10 protein-coding genes are annotated in these 15,406 nt (G+C 43.2%); 6 read left to right on the forward strand and 4 right to left on the reverse strand.

Annotation, left to right across the window (positions count from 1 at the left end; all coding sequences use genetic code 11):
- Positions 1–294 precede the first annotated feature (294 nt).
- The 4 genes from B3Y13_RS06630 (at position 295) to B3Y13_RS06645 (ending at position 3,869) form a co-directional block, all read left to right on the forward strand.
- A complete protein-coding gene (locus B3Y13_RS06630) occupies positions 295–1,137 on the forward strand; it encodes a hypothetical protein (protein ID WP_296693494.1) in 843 nt (280 codons plus the stop codon).
- 162 nt (positions 1,138–1,299) lie between these two features.
- Positions 1,300–2,232: a cysteine synthase A gene (gene cysK / locus B3Y13_RS06635; RefSeq protein ID WP_296693496.1), complete on the forward strand. Its 933-nt coding sequence runs from the start codon at positions 1,300–1,302 to the stop codon at positions 2,230–2,232.
- A 420-nt stretch (positions 2,233–2,652) separates the two neighbouring features.
- Positions 2,653–3,516 carry an MATE family efflux transporter gene (locus B3Y13_RS06640; RefSeq protein WP_422664324.1) on the forward strand — a complete coding sequence of 288 codons (864 nt, stop codon included), beginning with the start codon at positions 2,653–2,655 and terminating at the stop codon, positions 3,514–3,516.
- The gene (locus tag B3Y13_RS06645) at positions 3,411–3,869 is read left to right on the forward strand and encodes an MATE family efflux transporter (RefSeq protein ID WP_296693511.1); all 459 of its coding nucleotides are present in this window, start codon (positions 3,411–3,413) and stop codon (positions 3,867–3,869) included. Before B3Y13_RS06640 ends, B3Y13_RS06645 begins: the two co-directional genes overlap by 106 nt.
- 5 nt (positions 3,870–3,874) lie before the next feature.
- Here the strand turns inward: B3Y13_RS06645 and rnhA are convergent, their stop codons facing one another.
- The 4 genes from rnhA to B3Y13_RS06665 form a co-directional block, all read right to left on the reverse strand.
- The gene (rnhA, locus tag B3Y13_RS06650) at positions 3,875–4,333 is read right to left on the reverse strand and encodes a ribonuclease HI (protein ID WP_296023390.1); all 459 of its coding nucleotides are present in this window, start codon (positions 4,331–4,333) and stop codon (positions 3,875–3,877) included.
- 138 nt (positions 4,334–4,471) lie between these two features.
- Positions 4,472–6,064, reverse strand: a complete 1,593-nt coding sequence (locus tag B3Y13_RS06655; RefSeq protein ID WP_296693501.1) for a CTP synthase — start codon at positions 6,062–6,064, stop codon at positions 4,472–4,474.
- Between the two features lie 215 nt (positions 6,065–6,279).
- The gene (gene carB / locus B3Y13_RS06660) at positions 6,280–9,465 is read right to left on the reverse strand and encodes a carbamoyl-phosphate synthase large subunit (RefSeq protein ID WP_296023374.1); all 3,186 of its coding nucleotides are present in this window, start codon (positions 9,463–9,465) and stop codon (positions 6,280–6,282) included.
- An 80-nt stretch (positions 9,466–9,545) separates the two neighbouring features.
- Positions 9,546–10,709, reverse strand: coding sequence for a carbamoyl phosphate synthase small subunit (locus B3Y13_RS06665; RefSeq protein WP_296693505.1), 1,164 nt, complete (start codon positions 10,707–10,709; stop codon positions 9,546–9,548).
- A gap of 444 nt (positions 10,710–11,153) precedes the next feature.
- On the opposite strand from B3Y13_RS06665, the gene B3Y13_RS06670 reads away from it, so the two are divergent.
- Both B3Y13_RS06670 and B3Y13_RS06675 read left to right on the forward strand, forming a co-directional pair.
- Positions 11,154–13,244, forward strand: a complete 2,091-nt coding sequence (locus B3Y13_RS06670) for a glutamine synthetase III (protein ID WP_296693508.1) — start codon at positions 11,154–11,156, stop codon at positions 13,242–13,244.
- 249 nt (positions 13,245–13,493) lie between these two features.
- Positions 13,494–15,239 carry an ammonium transporter gene (locus B3Y13_RS06675; protein ID WP_296023355.1) on the forward strand — a complete coding sequence of 582 codons (1,746 nt, stop codon included), beginning with the start codon at positions 13,494–13,496 and terminating at the stop codon, positions 15,237–15,239.
- Positions 15,240–15,406 lie beyond the last annotated feature (167 nt).

Genomic DNA, 15,406 nt, shown 5'->3' on the forward strand with positions numbered 1-15,406 from the left:
TAAACACGGAGCACGTTCCTTCCACACGCGACCCGCTCTTGCTGCAAGTCCTCATTCCGCGAGGCGCTCCATTCCGGTCTTTCCGCAACGATCGGGGCTAAGATTATGCTTTTGTAATATGTAACTTTTTTTTGTGGACTTATGTTATTTATTTGAGTAAATTTATTCGAAGCCTCTGATTGCCTTTTTTGGAGGCTTTTTTTGTCGGAGTCTGGAAAACATTTTTAGTTTTTTGCCCGAATGCAGTATTTTATTTTGCTGTAAACCGGTCTTGCTATTTTTACAATTTAAAATATGAAAAAATTTTGTTTTTGCGCTGCAATCTTTGCTCTTGCCGCCGCTTGTTTTGCAGAAAATGAAATTTCTGATTTTTGTCAGAAAAAAATTGATGAATTTGTTACGCTTCGTGTCGAATTAAAATCGAACGATGACCTTGCTGCTGTCGAAATCATAAAAAAAATTGAAGACGAAACTATGATTGTGCTTCCTGCTGTTGCGAAAGATTTTGAGCAGGAAAAGCAGATTCTTTCAAATTTATATTTTATGGAAGCATACGCGAGAGTTTTAACAAGGGAAAATCGCGTCCAATTGCGCAAAAATATGAAAAAACGGATGAACGAGTGCCTTGAATTGATGCAAAAGCGCAGCGAAGACCAGTTGAGCAAGTGGTTTTATGTTTCGACCGCCGATGTTACAAGTTACTATATGACGCGTTCAATTGCGGCAACTTTTTACTGGGGATTTAAGGTAAAAGACTGGCACAAAAAGGCGCTAAAAAAAGATGAATTTATGGCGTCGGCAAATGCTTGCCTAGGGAATTGGAATTTTTATGCCCCGCCTCCAATCGGTTCAAATAAAAAAGCAAGACAGTTTTACAAAAACGGTATAAAAGGTGCGCGGACTCCTGGCGAAAAATATATGGTCTACACGTATTATTCGCAGTTTTTGTATGAACTTGGAGAAAAAGGCGAGTGCGAAAAATATATGGAACTTGCCTACGCGCTGGAACTTGGAACAAAAGAATTGGACTTGATGAGAAAATGCAATGATGAAGGAATTTCCTATTTGCAGTATATGCGCAATTCGTCGGGAATTGATGAAGAAATTCTGGAATCGGAAAAAGAAGAAGACGATTAAAGAACAGAAAATTGAATTGGCTTTGCCTTTTTTGCAGGTGAAGCCAATTTTTTTACAAAAAAAACGTATTACCTATTGACAAAGTAGGTAATACGGATTATAAATTAAACATCAATTAAACCTATCAAACAACTAGGTAATAATCTTTTTGGAGGAAGAATTATGGCAAACATTTACACTTCGGCAGACCAGCTTATTGGGCATACACCGCTTCTTGAACTGTCGCATATCGAATCAGAAAACTCGCTTGGAGCAAAAATTCTGGCAAAACTTGAATATTTTAATCCGGCAGGTTCTGTAAAAGACCGCATTGCAAAGGCAATGCTTGACGAAGCTGAATCAAAAGGAATCCTTACAAAAGACTCGACAATTATTGAGCCGACTTCTGGAAATACAGGAATTGGACTTGCTTCTGTCGCGGCAGCCCGCGGTTATAAAATTGTAATCGTAATGCCGGAAACAATGTCTGTTGAGCGCCGCCAGCTTATGAAAGCTTATGGTGCAGAGCTTGTGCTTTCTGACGGTTCAAAGGGAATGAAGGGTGCAATTGCAAAGGCTGAAGAAATCAAGGCAAATACTCCAAACAGTTTTATTGCCGGTCAGTTTGTAAATCCTGCAAATCCAAAGGCTCATTTTGAATCTACTGGCCCTGAAATTTGGAACGACACAGACGGAAAAGTAGACATTTTTGTTGCTGGGGTAGGAACTGGCGGAACTATTACAGGAACTGGAAAATTCCTTAAGTCAAAGAATCCCGATGTAAAAATTGTTGCAGTTGAGCCAAAAACTTCTGCAGTGCTTTCGACAGGGGTTGCAGGTCCTCATAAAATTCAGGGAATTGGCGCAGGATTTGTTCCAGATGTTCTTGATACAAAAATTTATGACGAAGTTATTACCGTCTCAAACGAAGATGCTTTTGCAACCGGCAAATTGATCGGTAAAAAAGAAGGCGTTCTTGTCGGAATTTCTTCGGGAGCGGCTGCCTGGGCTGCGATTGAGCTTGCAAAACGTCCAGAAAACAAGGGAAAGAATATTGTTGTTCTTTTGCCAGATACTGGAGACCGTTACCTTTCTACTCCGCTTTTTCAGGACTAAGGAGAAATAAAACAAAGCCGGAAGACTTTTGTTTTTCGTTGAATACAATGTTCGCTTAGGAGATCCGGAAACTCAGAAATAAAACAAAGCCGGAAGACTTTTGTTTTTCGGTTTTGCTTACGCCGGGGTGTAGCAGCGCAAAGCGTTGCAAGAAGTCTTGCAATGGAGCGGGAGCGGAACTGCGAAACACCGGTTTGAGCGCAAAATGCCGTCCTGTTTTTTTGTTTTTTGAATAAGGTTGTTTTGTTCGGTTAAAAAATCTAAAATGTTTTTATGGACAAAAATTTTGATTTGTCAGAGGTTTTGAACCGGAATTCTGCCGTTTCTCTTAAGAAGCAGATTGGTTTTGTCTGGCATTTGAGTATTCCCGGAATGATGGCGCAGTTGTCGTCGATTTTGATGCAGTATATTGACGCCGCAATGGTTGGGTTTTTGGGAGCGCGTCAGTCGGCGAGTATAGGGCTGGTTGCTTCTTCGACTTGGGTTTGGGGAAGCCTTTTGCATGCTCTTTGCATTGGATTTACGGTTCAAATGGCGCATCTTGTCGGCGCTGGAGAAAAATCTAAAGCAAAAAATTTGCTTTTTAATGCGCTTTTGACCTGCATTTGCTTTAGCCTGTTTTTGCTTTTGCTTGGAGCTGGAATAAGCTTTAAACTGCCTTTGTGGCTTGGCGCAAGCGATGAGATTTATAATGACGCTTTTTGGTATTTTTTGATTTTTTGTCTTTCCGCTCCTTTTTACGAAATTGTTTATTTGCTTGGCGGAATGCAGCAGTGTTCTGGAAATATGAAGCTTCCTGGTATTTTAAATGCCTTGATGTGTTTTTTGGACATTGTGTTTAATTTTCTTTTTATTTTTGTTTTTAATCTTGGCGTAAAAGGCGCGGCTCTTGGTTCTGCGTGCTCTGCCTTGAGCGTCGCCTTGCTTTTTTTGTATTTTACTCTTTTTAAGTCTGAATATTTGAAATTTTCCGGATATAAAGGATTTTTTTTTGACGAAAACGTGATAAAAAAGGCTGTTAAGCTTGCTGCGCCTGTTGCCTTGGAAAGTTCTGCCTTTAGCGGTGCGCTTGTTGTTGTTACGAGAATTGTTTCTCCTTTGGGCGCTGTAAGTCTTGCCGCAAATTCTTTTGCAACGACTGCCGAAAGCCTTTGNNATGCTATATGCCAGGGTACGGAATTTCGGAGGCGGCTACAACTCTTGTCGGCCAGAGTTTTGGCGCAAAAAGACGGGATTTGGTTTGTTCGTTCAGCTGGATTACTGTTTTTTACGGAATTTTTTTGATGACGGTGAGCGGTCTTGCCATGTATTTTGCCTGTCCGCTCATTTTTAAGTTTATAACGCCAGACCCTGCAATCCGAGCTCTTTCGGTAGAAGTGCTCAGAATTGAACTTTTTGCGGAACCTCTTTTTGGAGCGAGCATTGTTGCAATGGGCGCGCTCCGCGGAAAAGGCGACACTTTCGTTCCAAGCATTTTAAATCTTTTTAGTCTGTGGGTTGTGCGGTTGAGCCTGAGTTTTATTCTAGTAAAAAATTACGCTCTAAAAGGAATCTGGTTTGCAATGGCTGTTGAACTTTGTTTCCGCGGACTTATGATGCTCGCAAGACTTGCCTTTGGAAAAAATAAAAAAGCCTGACAGAACTATTCAAACTTTGAAATTTCGTTCTGGCAAAGACTGTCGCAAACTTCATTGTATTCAACTCCTGCATGCCCTTTAACCCAGTTCCATTCGACGTTTAAGAGGGAATTGAGAGAATCGAGTTTTTCCCAAAGCTCGCGGTTTAAAACCGGTTTTTTTGCAGCAGTTTTCCAGCCGTTTTTTTTCCAGCCAAAAATCCAGCCTGTAATTCCGTTTTTTACGTACTGACTGTCAATATTCAGTTGAATAGGGCAGCTCCGAAGCCTTTCTGTGTTGTAAATCGCCGAAAGCGCGTTAATCGCCGCCGTAAGCTCCATTTTGTTGTTTGTGGTTAATTTGTCGCCGCCGCTTAACTGACGGGCTTCGCCTTCTGCAATGATTACGCAGGCCCAGCCTCCAGGACCGGGATTTCCGTGGCATCCGCCGTCCGTATAAACAATGATTTTTCCTGAATTTTCCATAAGTTCAAATATTCTAGCAGAAAAAGAAATGGACGGCAAACCAGCGTCTAACCGGCTGCTTCAAGTTCGGTAGCCCTCATTGGCACTGTCGTGCCAACTGGCGCTTTTCGCATCCGGCGTAGAGTTTTTCGTTGAACGTTAAAAGCACGCTTTTAAAAATTCAACAAAAAGCGGACCTGCGTGGTTTGGACGGGACTTAAATTCTGGATGGAACTGTACTCCCACAAAAAATGGATGCTCTTTTTCGAAAAGTTCGACCGTTTCTACGATTTTGTCGTCCGGGCTTGTTCCTCCAATTACTAGGCCTGCTTTTTGCATTTGTTCGCGGTATGAATTGTTAAACTCGTAGCGGTGTCTGTGCCGTTCTTCAATTAAATTCGATTTGTATGCTTTTTCGAGGATTGTTCCTTTTTGAATTTTGCAAGGATACTTTCCGAGGCGCATTGTTCCGCCCATAATTACGCCTTCCTGGTCTTTCATCAAGTCAATTACGGCATGTTCACACTGTTCGTCAAATTCGCGGCTGTTGGCATCGCTAAAATTCAAAACATCGCGCGCAAATTCAATTACGGCGATTTGCATTCCAAGACAGATTCCAAAATATGGCATTTTGTGGGTTCTGGCAAATCTCGCAGAAGTGATCATGCCCTCAATTCCTCGGTTTCCAAATCCGCCCGGAAGAATTATTCCTGCGCAGTCTTTAAAAATTTCCGGGGCAGTTTCGTCTGTTACGCTGTCAGAATCAACCCATTTTATTTTTAATTTTCGGCCGACAACAAAAGAGGCGTGATTCAAACTTTCGACAATGCTCAAATATGAATCGTGGAGTTTTACGTATTTTCCGACAAGCGCAATTTGAATTTCGCCTTTCCTTGAGTGAATTGAATTCACCATTTTTTCCCATTCTGAAAGGTTCGAATTTGTTCCTTCGATTCCCAGTTCGCGGCAGACAACTTCGTCCATTTTTTGTTCGTGGAGCATAAGCGGGACTTCGTAAAGCGAACTCAATGTTTTGTTGTCTATTACGCAGTCTTCCGCAACATTGCAAAAAAGACTGATTTTTTTTCGGATTTCTTCGGGAACTGCTTCGTCCGAACGTGTTACGATAAGGTCAGGATGGATTCCAACGGCCATGAGTTCTTTTACAGAGTGCTGAGTCGGCTTAGATTTGTATTCATCACTTCCGGAAATGTACGGAACCAAACAAACGTGAATAAAAAGGCAGTTTTTGCGTCCAACTTCTGTCGAAAGCTGGCGGATTGCCTCTAAAAATGGCTGGCTTTCGATGTCTCCGATTGTTCCTCCAATTTCTACGATAGAAACGTCCGCGCCGCTTACCTGCGCATTTTTTAAAATAAAATCTTTGATTTCGTTTGTTACGTGAGGAATAATTTGCACTGTCTGACCGAGATATTCGCCCTGGCGTTCTTTGTTCAAAACGTTCCAGTAAACTCTGCCGGAAGTCAAATTTGAATATTTGTTTAAATTTTCATCGATAAAACGTTCGTAATGGCCCAAATCAAGGTCGGTTTCTGCTCCGTCATCTGTAACAAAAACTTCGCCGTGCTGAAACGGACTCATCGTTCCAGGATCAATGTTCATATAAGGATCTAGTTTTTGAGATGCAATTTTTAAACCGCGGCATTTTAAAAGCCGGCCCAAGCTTGCGGCTGTGATTCCTTTTCCTAAACCGCTTACAACTCCGCCGGTCACAAAAATGAATTTTGACATACAAAACCTCTTGATAAAATCTTAAAAATAAAAAAAGCCGCCGACAACAATTCAGCTAAAAAACGGAACTGTGTCTGCGACTTCTTCGTCAACCAATATTTCCGCCTTGAATAATAATACTAAAGGCTTTTTTTTTCAAGTTCGCTAGTTTTCTGTCCGTCAAAAAAAATGCAGAATTTGTCTGCGAGATATTTTTGCTAGAACAAAATTCTCAACTAATGAAGCAGCTTGTTTATATCAACCAAAGTTGTATTTAAATTCGTAAATTTTCCCGAAAGTGAATCTGCAAGCGCGTTTGCCGTGTCGATTGCCGTCAGACAGTCAATGTCGTGTTCAACTGCAAGCCGGCGCAGACGAACGCTTTCTGAAGAAGGATCCCGCCCTTTTGCGGAAGTTGAAATTACATAGCAAATTTTTCCGCTTTCGAGAAGTGTCATTACGTTTTCTTTGTAATTTTCGTGAACTTTATTCACTTTTGTTACTTTCATTCCTGAACGTTCGATTGTGTCGGCATTTCCTTCTGTTGCATAGAGAGTAAAGCCTAAATCGCTGTATTTTTTTGCAAGCGCCGGCAGTTCAGGTCTGTCAGACTTTCTTACACTGAATAAAACTCCTGTCGGTTCGCCTTTTTTTGCAAGCGCAGGATGAATCATCTTCCAGCCTGCCGCAACCATTCCCTTAAAAATCGCTTCTTCGCGTGTTTTTGCAATTCCCAAAACTTCTCCGGTTGACTTCATCTCCGGTCCAAGGTGAGTGTCCACGTCCATAAGTTTTTCAAAACTGAATACTGGAACTTTTACAGCGTAATAATCAGGTTTTCTGTAAAGTCCTGTTCCGTAACCCATGTCGCGTACTTTTTCGCCGAGCATTGCACGGGTAGCAAGTTCAACCATTGGAATTCCTGTAACTTTGCTCAAATAAGGAACTGTCCGCGAAGAACGAGGATTTGCTTCGATAATATTCAGCTGACCGTTGTAAAAAAGCCACTGAATATTTACAAGTCCCTGAGTTCCAAGGGCTAAAGCCATGTCGCGCGATTTTTCTACAACGGTTTTTGTCATTTCGTCCGTAAAGTTCCAGGCAGGATAAACTGCGATTGAATCTCCTGAGTGGATTCCTGTTCTCTCGATGTGTTCCATAATTCCTGGAATCAAAACATCTTCGCCGTCGCAAATGCAGTCGACTTCAAGTTCTGTTCCTTCCATGTATTTGTCAATCAAAACAGGATTTGTAATTCCCTGCGCAAGAATGATTTTCATGTATTCCTTGATGTCGGCATTTGTCCTCGCAATAATCATATTCTGTCCGCCAAGAACGTAACTTGGACGCATCAAAACAGGATAGGTAAGGCGGGCGGCTGCTTCCAGAGCTTCAACTTCTGTAAAGACAGTCTGACCTTTCGGACGGTTTACGTGCAGTCTTTCGCAAAGCTCTTCAAAACGTTCCCTGTCTTCTGCAAGGTCAATTCCATCTGCGCTTGTTCCGAGAATGCGGATTCCCTGGCCGTCAAGGTATTTTGTAAGCTTGATGGCAGTCTGTCCGCCAAATGCAACTACAACGCCGACTGGTTTTTCGACTTTGATTACATTCATAACGTCGACAGGAGTGAGCGGTTCAAAATAAAGGCGGTCGGCAGTGTCAAAGTCTGTCGAGACTGTTTCCGGATTGTTATTTATGATTGCAACTTCGTAGCCGAGTTTTTTGAGCGACCATACGCACTGAACCGAAGCATAGTCGAATTCAATTCCTTGTCCGATTCGGATCGGCCCGGAACCCAAAACAATAATCGTTCCTTTTTTGCTGCGTTTGCCTTCTTTTTCAAGTCCTTCAAGGAATTTTTCCGCCTCGTTTTCTCCGCCAGTTGTCGAATAAAAATACGGAGATTCCGCGCTGAACTCGCCGGCGCAGGTGTCTACCATTTTGAAAGAAGCTGGAGTGTAGAGCATTGGAGCATGAACCGCCGGCGCGGAATTTGCAACGGCTTTTTTTTCGGCTTCGGCAATATTTTCGAGCTTGTATAAAAACCATTCATCAATTTTTGTAACTTCGTGAATTTCGTCCACGCTCATTATTTTGCGTTTTAAAGCCTGATAGATTGCAAAAATTCTTTGATCTGTGCATTTTCCGACTCTTTCGCGGATTTTTTCTTCGTTTTCTTTTGCAAAAACGGCAAGATTTAAGTCTTTTACGCCAAGTTCAGCGCCACGGACTGCCTTTAAAATCGCTTCTTCAAAATTCTGGCCGATAGCCATAACTTCGCCAGTCGCCTTCATCTGCGTGCCAAGTTTTCTTGCGGCATAAACAAATTTTTCAAAAGGAAATTTTGGAACTTTTACAACAACATAATCCAAAACCGGCTCAAAGCAAGCCTTTGTCTTTCCTGTTACAAAGTTCGGAATTTCATCAAGATTGTAGCCAACGGCGATTAGAGCCGCAACTTTTGCAATCGGGTAGCCAGTTGCCTTTGAAGCTAGCGCAGAAGAGCGGCTTACACGCGGATTTACTTCGATTACAGCGTATTCAAAAGTTTCCGGATTGAGCGCAAACTGACAGTTGCAGCCGCCTTCGATTTCAAGGGCAGAAATTATATTCAAGGCTGCCGAACGGAGCATCTGATATTCTTTGTCGGCCAGGGTTACGGTCGGAGCAATTACAATCGAATCTCCAGTGTGAACGCCAACCGGATCAAAATTTTCCATTGAGCAGACAGTAAGAACGTTGCCAGCATGGTCGCGCATAACTTCAAATTCAACTTCTTTCCAGCCGGAAATACATTTTTCAACCAAAATTTGGTGAATTGGCGAGCGATGAAGTCCGTTGTGGGCAATTTCGTCAAATTCTTTTTCGTTATATGCAATTCCGCCGCCAGTTCCGCCCAAAGTAAAAGCCGGACGGATTATAACAGGAAAGCCGATTTTATTTTTTGCAAAATCAAGAGCATCATCGTAATCAGTCACAACTTTTGAAGGAATGCAAGGTTCTCCAATTGCTTCCATCGTATCCTTGAACATTTGCCGGTCTTCAGCCTTGTCAATCGTAAGCGGACGCGCGCCTAAAAGCTGTACTCCATGGCTTTCCAAAAATCCCGACTTTGCAAGTTCCATGCTCAAAGTAAGTCCAGTCTGACCGCCAAGCGTCGAAAGCAGCGAATCTGGTTTTTCTTTTTCGATAATTCTCTGCAAAGTTTCAACATTGAGCGGTTCAAGATAAATTTCGTCAGCCATAACGTGGTCGGTCATTAAAGTTGCAGGATTTGAGTTTACCAGAACAACTTCAAGCCCTTGAGCCTTAAGAGCCTTGCAAGCCTGGTTTCCGGCATAGTCAAATTCCGCTGCCTGGCCAATTACAATCGGTCCGGAACCAATAATCATTACCTTGTGTATATTTTTGTTCAATGGCATTTTTTTATCTCCATCAGTTTTTTACTTTTTCGGGCGTTCGGGCGGGTCTTGCAGGGCTACGCTTTCGCTCCGACCCGCTTTTAGCGGTTTGCCTCCGGCACCCTTCCAGCCCCTAACGCATTTATCATCTTTATAAAACTGTCAAACAAAAAGTTTGTGTCGTGCGGACCGCCGCATGCTTCTGGATGAAACTGCACGCTAAAGGCAGGAATATTTTTATATGCAATGCCTTCGCAAGTTCCGTCGTTGCAGTTTATAAAACTCAGTTCTGCATTTTTTGGAATAGTTTCGTTTTTTACCGCATAGCCGTGGTTCTGGCTGGAAATATAAACTCTTCCGCTTTGCAAATCCTTTACAGGATGGTTTCCGCCACGGTGTCCGTATTTTAATTTTTCTGTTTCAGCGCCGTTCGCAAGAGCGAGCATCTGGTGTCCAAGACAAATTCCAAAAATCGGAATTTTACCGTATTCGCAGAGTTTTTTTATTTCTGTAATTACTCCGACATTTTCCGCAGGATCTCCAGGACCGTTGCTAAGCATTATTCCATCAACATTCATCGTCTTTATTTGCTCGGCTGTTGTGTCGTAAGGAACAACTTTTACAGTGCAGCCGCGCCGTTCAAGTTCACGTTCGATATTCGCCTTTGCGCCAAAATCAAAAAGCGCTACGGTTTTTCCTTTTCCGTCTGCAAAGTCTTTTGTGTAAAATGAAGTTTTTTCCGGCTCGACTGCATTTTTGAGCGGTTCTAAAATCATGCTGTTTTGAACATTTTTTACAGCATCAACAATTTGGTAGGATTTTATTTTTGAAAGAAGGTTTTTATCAATTTGAGGACAGGTTTCTGCGGTAACAATCATTCCGTTCATAACTCCAGCTTCCCGCAAAATCTTTGTAAGTTTTCTGGTGTCAATTCCGCAAATCCCGATTATATTTTGTTGCTTTAAAAAATCATCGAGAGTCAGTTTGCAACGAAAATTTGAAGGCTTTTCGCAAAGTTCCCGGACAATGTAGCCACGAATATGACATTTTTTGCTTTCGTAGTCTTCCGGAATCATTCCATAGTTACCGATTAACGGAAAAGTCTGGGTAACAATCTGACCGTAATAACTTGGGTCGGTAAGAGTTTCGAGGTAACCGGTCATTCCGGTTGTAAAAACCGTTTCTCCGATTACAGAGCCAGCAGCGCCGATGGAATTTCCTTCAAAAACCGTTCCATCTGCCAAAATCAAGAATGCTTTTTTCATTTTTTATTCTACCTTTTAGGGCAAAAAAAAAAGCGCCATTGCTTATTAAAGAACAAAACAGAAAACATCTAAAAATTCAAATTTTCAGAAATAATCTGCGATACTTCCTTAACAGTAATGAACGCCCTTGCTCATATATTCCGTTGAATACAATAAAACTATCTGTATTTATTGTCAATTGGTGAAGGTTATATGAAAATATCGCAATGCACAAAAAAAATTAAAAAATTGTGCACGATGTAAAAAAAATTATTTTTTTTACAAAATCTGATTGACACTTTTTCGCTGTCGCGGTATAACTCAAATATCAAAAGGCAATGAAGCCGCAGAAAAGGGTTGAACTTTCTGCGGCTTTTTTATTTTAAAGACAAAGACGTCGTGATTTTTCATGGGACTCTCCCTCCCTGATAAATTGCGGTGTCTTTTTTACTTTTGGAGGACTATATGACAGCAAATGTACCAGAAGTTTTTGGCAGTCTGGTTTTTAACCAGAAAACAATGAAAGACCGCCTGCCGAAAGAAACATTCAAGGCTCTCAAGAAAACTCTTGATGACGGCGCGCCGCTTCCGCTTGACGTTGCAAATGTTGTGGCTCACGCAATGAAAGAATGGGCGATTGAAAAAGGCGCGACACATTACACTCACTGGTTTCAGCCTTTGACAGGAATTACGGCAGAAAAACACGATTCTTTCATAAATCCGCAGGACGATGGAACTGTAATAATGTCGTTCTCCGGAAAAGAGCTTGTAAAAGGCGAGCCTGACGCTTCTTCATTCCCGAGCGGAGGACACCGAGCGACTTTCGAAGCCCGCGGATACACAGTATGGGATCCAACTTCTTATCCTTTTATTAAGGAGCACACGCTTTGTATTCCGACTGCGTTCTGTTCTTACACAGGCGAGGCTTTGGACAAGAAAACTCCGCTTTTGCGTTCTATGGAAGCGTTGGACAAGCAGGCAAAAAGAATCCTTAAACTTTTTGGAAAAGAAGTAAGCCATGTTGCGACAACTGTAGGTCCTGAGCAGGAATATTTTATCGTTGACCACAAGCTTTATTCAGAGCGCAAGGACTTGCGCATGACAGGACGCACTCTTTTTGGAGCTAAGCCTTCAAAAGGACAGGAAATGGACGACCAGTATTTTGCGGCTCTCAATCCGAGAATCGTTGAATATATGGAAGACTTGAATGACACTTTGTGGAAGTACGGCGTTCTTTCAAAGACAGAGCATAACGAGGTTGCTCCGGCTCAGCACGAGATGGCTCCGATTTTCTCGACAACAAACCTTTCTGTTGACCAGAACCAGCTCACAATGGAAGTTATGAAGAAAGTCGCAAAACGCCACGGACTTGAATGTCTTCTTCATGAAAAGCCATTCGCTGGATTGAACGGCTCTGGAAAACACAACAACTGGTCAATGTCAACAAACGAGGGCGAGAACCTTCTTGAGCCTGGAAAAACGCCTGAGTCGAACGCTCAGTTCCTCTTGTTCCTGACTGCAATCTTGAAGGCGGTTGACGAAAACCAGGACTTGCTTAGAATCTCCGTTGCAAGTGCTGGAAATGACCACCGTCTTGGAGCGAACGAGGCGCCGCCAGCAATCATCTCCGTTTATCTTGGAGACGAACTGTATAAAGTTCTTGAAGCAATCAAAGACGGAAAACCTTACACTTCGGACAAAAATGAAAAAATGACGATTGGAGTTGATGTTCTTCCTTCAATTCCAAAGGATTCAACAGACCGCAACAGAACTTCTCCGTTCGCGTTTACTGGAAACAAATTTGAATTCCGTTCTGTCGGTTCAAGCCTTTCAATTGCCGGACCAAATACAACTCTCGATGCAATTGTTGCAGACGTTCTAAAAACATTTGCGGACGAACTCGAAAGCGCTTCGGATTTTGAAAAAGCTCTTAATTCTTTGATTGCGCGCGAAGTAAAAGCTCACTGGAGAATCGTATTTAACGGAAATGGCTACGATGAATCATGGAAAGTTGAAGCAAAAAAACGCGGTCTCCTTGAACTGAAGACGACTCCTGATGCAGTTGAGCATTATCTTGACGCAAAAAACGTTAAGCTCTTTACAGAGATGGGCGTTTACACAAAAGACGAGATGGAAAGCCATTACGAGATTAAGCTCGAAAAATATGCGCAGATTTTGAACATCGAAGTGAACACAATGCTTGAGATGATTTCAAAAGATATTCTTCCGGCGGCTTACAAATACATTTCGGCGGTTTCAAAGACTGTAAGTGAACTCAAATCGGTTGTTCCAGGCGCAAAAGCCACAGCAGAAACAAAGGTTCTTTCTGAGCTCGATGTTCTCGTTGATGAACTTTCCGAAAAGGCAGAGTCACTCGAAAAAGCGCACGAAAAAGCTGAAAAAGCAGGAAATGCGCTTGCAGTCGCAAAGGCTTATGCCGATACAGTAAAACCTGCAATGGAAGAAGCTCGCTCTGTAGCAGACAAAATCGAGCCGCTTTTGGGCGAGGAATACAAGCCGTTCCCAAGCTACGAGGACTTGCTTTTTAGAGTGTAACCACTGGGGTTTTAGGGGCAAAGCCCCTAGGAGAATGGGGTGTCGGCGCAACGGCGGAGCAAAGCGACAAAGTGCGGCGCAGGGGAAAGGCTTTTCCCCTCTCCATAATTCTTATTTTATTGTAACAAATGCTGTCGCATAGCACGGCAGTAAAAGTATTGTTTTAAGCACAATGGCGTGCGGATTTTGTTCGTTTTTTAGCCGGACTGTCCGCGCGCTTTTTTTTGAATTTTTTTTTGGAGGTAATTTATGGATTCAGCTGCACTAATGGAAGCGGTAAAGTCGGTTTCTAGCGACTTGTGGGGCGTTTGGTTTCTTTTAGGCGCCGCCCTCGTATTTTGGATGCAGGCCGGATTTGCAATGGTTGAAACAGGTTTTACCCGTGCGAAAAATACGGGCAACATCATCATGAAAAACCTGATGGACTTCTGCATTGGAACTGTGGTGTTTATTTTGATTGGATTCGGACTTTTCTTGGGCGAAAACGCGCTTTTCGGCTTGATTGGAAAGCCGAACTGGCAGATTTTTACAGATTACGGCAATTTTGACTGGTCAGGCTTTGTGTTCAATCTTGTATTCTGCGCGACAACAGCGACAATCGTTTCCGGCGCAATGGCGGAGCGCACAAAGTTCCTTTCTTACTGCGTCTATTCCGCTGTGATTTCTGCGGTAATCTATCCTATTGAAGCGCACTGGACTTGGGGTGGCGGCTGGCTCGCGCAGCTTGGGTTCCACGATTTTGCAGGCTCTAACTGTATTCATATGGTCGGCGGAATCTGCGCTCTGATTGGAGCTGCAATGGTCGGTCCTCGCATCGGAAAATTTACACGCGACAAGAGCGGAAAAGTGACTGAGGTTCACGCGTTCCCAGGCCACAATATTCCAATCGGCGCGCTCGGTGTATTTATCCTTTGGTTGGGTTGGTACGGATTTAACGGTGCGGCTGCGACTTCTGTTGCCCAGCTCGGTTCAATCTTCGTTGCCACAACAATCGCTCCGGCAGTTGCGACTGTTACCTGTATGATTTTCACTTGGATTAAATACGGAAAGCCTGATGTTTCAATGTGCTTGAACGCTTCATTGGCAGGTCTTGTTGCAATCACTGCTCCTTGTGATGTCGCGGACGCTCTTGGCGCTTCAATAATCGGAATTGTCGCAGGTCTTCTGGTTGTATTTGGCGTATGGCTTTTGGACTACAAACTTCATGTTGACGATCCTGTCGGAGCAGTTGCAGTTCACTGTTTTAACGGAATTTGGGGAACAATCGCTGTAGGGCTTTTTGCAAACCCGGCAGTTCCTGGATATTCAATTGCAAATAAGGCTGGCGAGCAGCTTGCAGGACTTTTTTACGGCGGTGGATTTGAGTGCCTCGGTCTTCAACTTCTCGGAATGATTTCAACAATCGCTTGGACTGTTGTCACAATCACGATTTTGTTCACAGTCATCAAGAAAATTTTCGGGCTTCGCGTTACAGCGGAAGAGGAAATTGTCGGTCTTGACAAGCTCGAGCACGGACTTGATTCAGGATACGCGGGATTTGCGACAACTTATTCGACAGAAGAAGTCGAAGAAGCAGAGAATGCTGGCATCGAAATTCCGTCTCTCAGCGTTCCAGTTTCCGGCACAGCTTCAAAAGAAGCAATAGCGCACAAGGTCGTAATTGTTACACGCCAGAACAAGTTTGAAAGGCTCAAGGCCGCGATGAACGAAATTGGAATAACCGGCATGACTGTAAGCAATGTAATGGGCTGCGGAATGCAAAAAGGAGCAAGCGAATATTACCGTGGCGCTCCAGTCGAAATCAACCTTCTTCCAAAAATCAAGGTTGAAACCGTAATCAGCAAAGTTCCGGTAGACACGGTTATCGAAGCGGCACGCAAAGCCCTTTACACAGGACACATTGGCGACGGAAAAATCTTCATAAGCGATGTGACAGGCGTTGTAAAAATCCGCACAGGCGAAACAGGCTACGATGCCCTTCAAAACGACAAATAGTTAAAAAACTAGCGGTTTGACGTTAAACGGTGATTGAGCACAGTCAAAAGTGCATCGGTCGCCGTTTTTTTTAGGGCGCCACCCGCTTTTGCGGGCCGGAGTACTACAGGCTTCGGTGCCCTCGGTGCTTTGCACCGGCTTCGCCGCCTTCCGTGTTCCTGGCGCAT

The sequence above is a fragment of the Treponema sp. UBA7567 genome, from assembly GCF_002476655.1.
GTDB lineage: Bacteria > Spirochaetota > Spirochaetia > Treponematales > Treponemataceae > Treponema_D.

Coding starts and splice junctions, on each gene's coding strand:
- B3Y13_RS06630 (WP_296693494.1), top strand. CDS start 295: ATGAAAAAATTTTGTTTTTGCGCTGCAATCTTTGCTCTTGCCGCCGCT.
- cysK (WP_296693496.1), top strand. CDS start 1,300: ATGGCAAACATTTACACTTCGGCAGACCAGCTTATTGGGCATACACCG.
- rnhA (WP_296023390.1), bottom strand. CDS start 4,333: ATGGAAAATTCAGGAAAAATCATTGTTTATACGGACGGCGGATGCCAC.
- B3Y13_RS06655 (WP_296693501.1), bottom strand. CDS start 6,064: ATGTCAAAATTCATTTTTGTGACCGGCGGAGTTGTAAGCGGTTTAGGA.
- carB (WP_296023374.1), bottom strand. CDS start 9,465: ATGCCATTGAACAAAAATATACACAAGGTAATGATTATTGGTTCCGGA.
- B3Y13_RS06665 (WP_296693505.1), bottom strand. CDS start 10,709: ATGAAAAAAGCATTCTTGATTTTGGCAGATGGAACGGTTTTTGAAGGA.
- B3Y13_RS06670 (WP_296693508.1), top strand. CDS start 11,154: ATGACAGCAAATGTACCAGAAGTTTTTGGCAGTCTGGTTTTTAACCAG.
- B3Y13_RS06675 (WP_296023355.1), top strand. CDS start 13,494: ATGGATTCAGCTGCACTAATGGAAGCGGTAAAGTCGGTTTCTAGCGAC.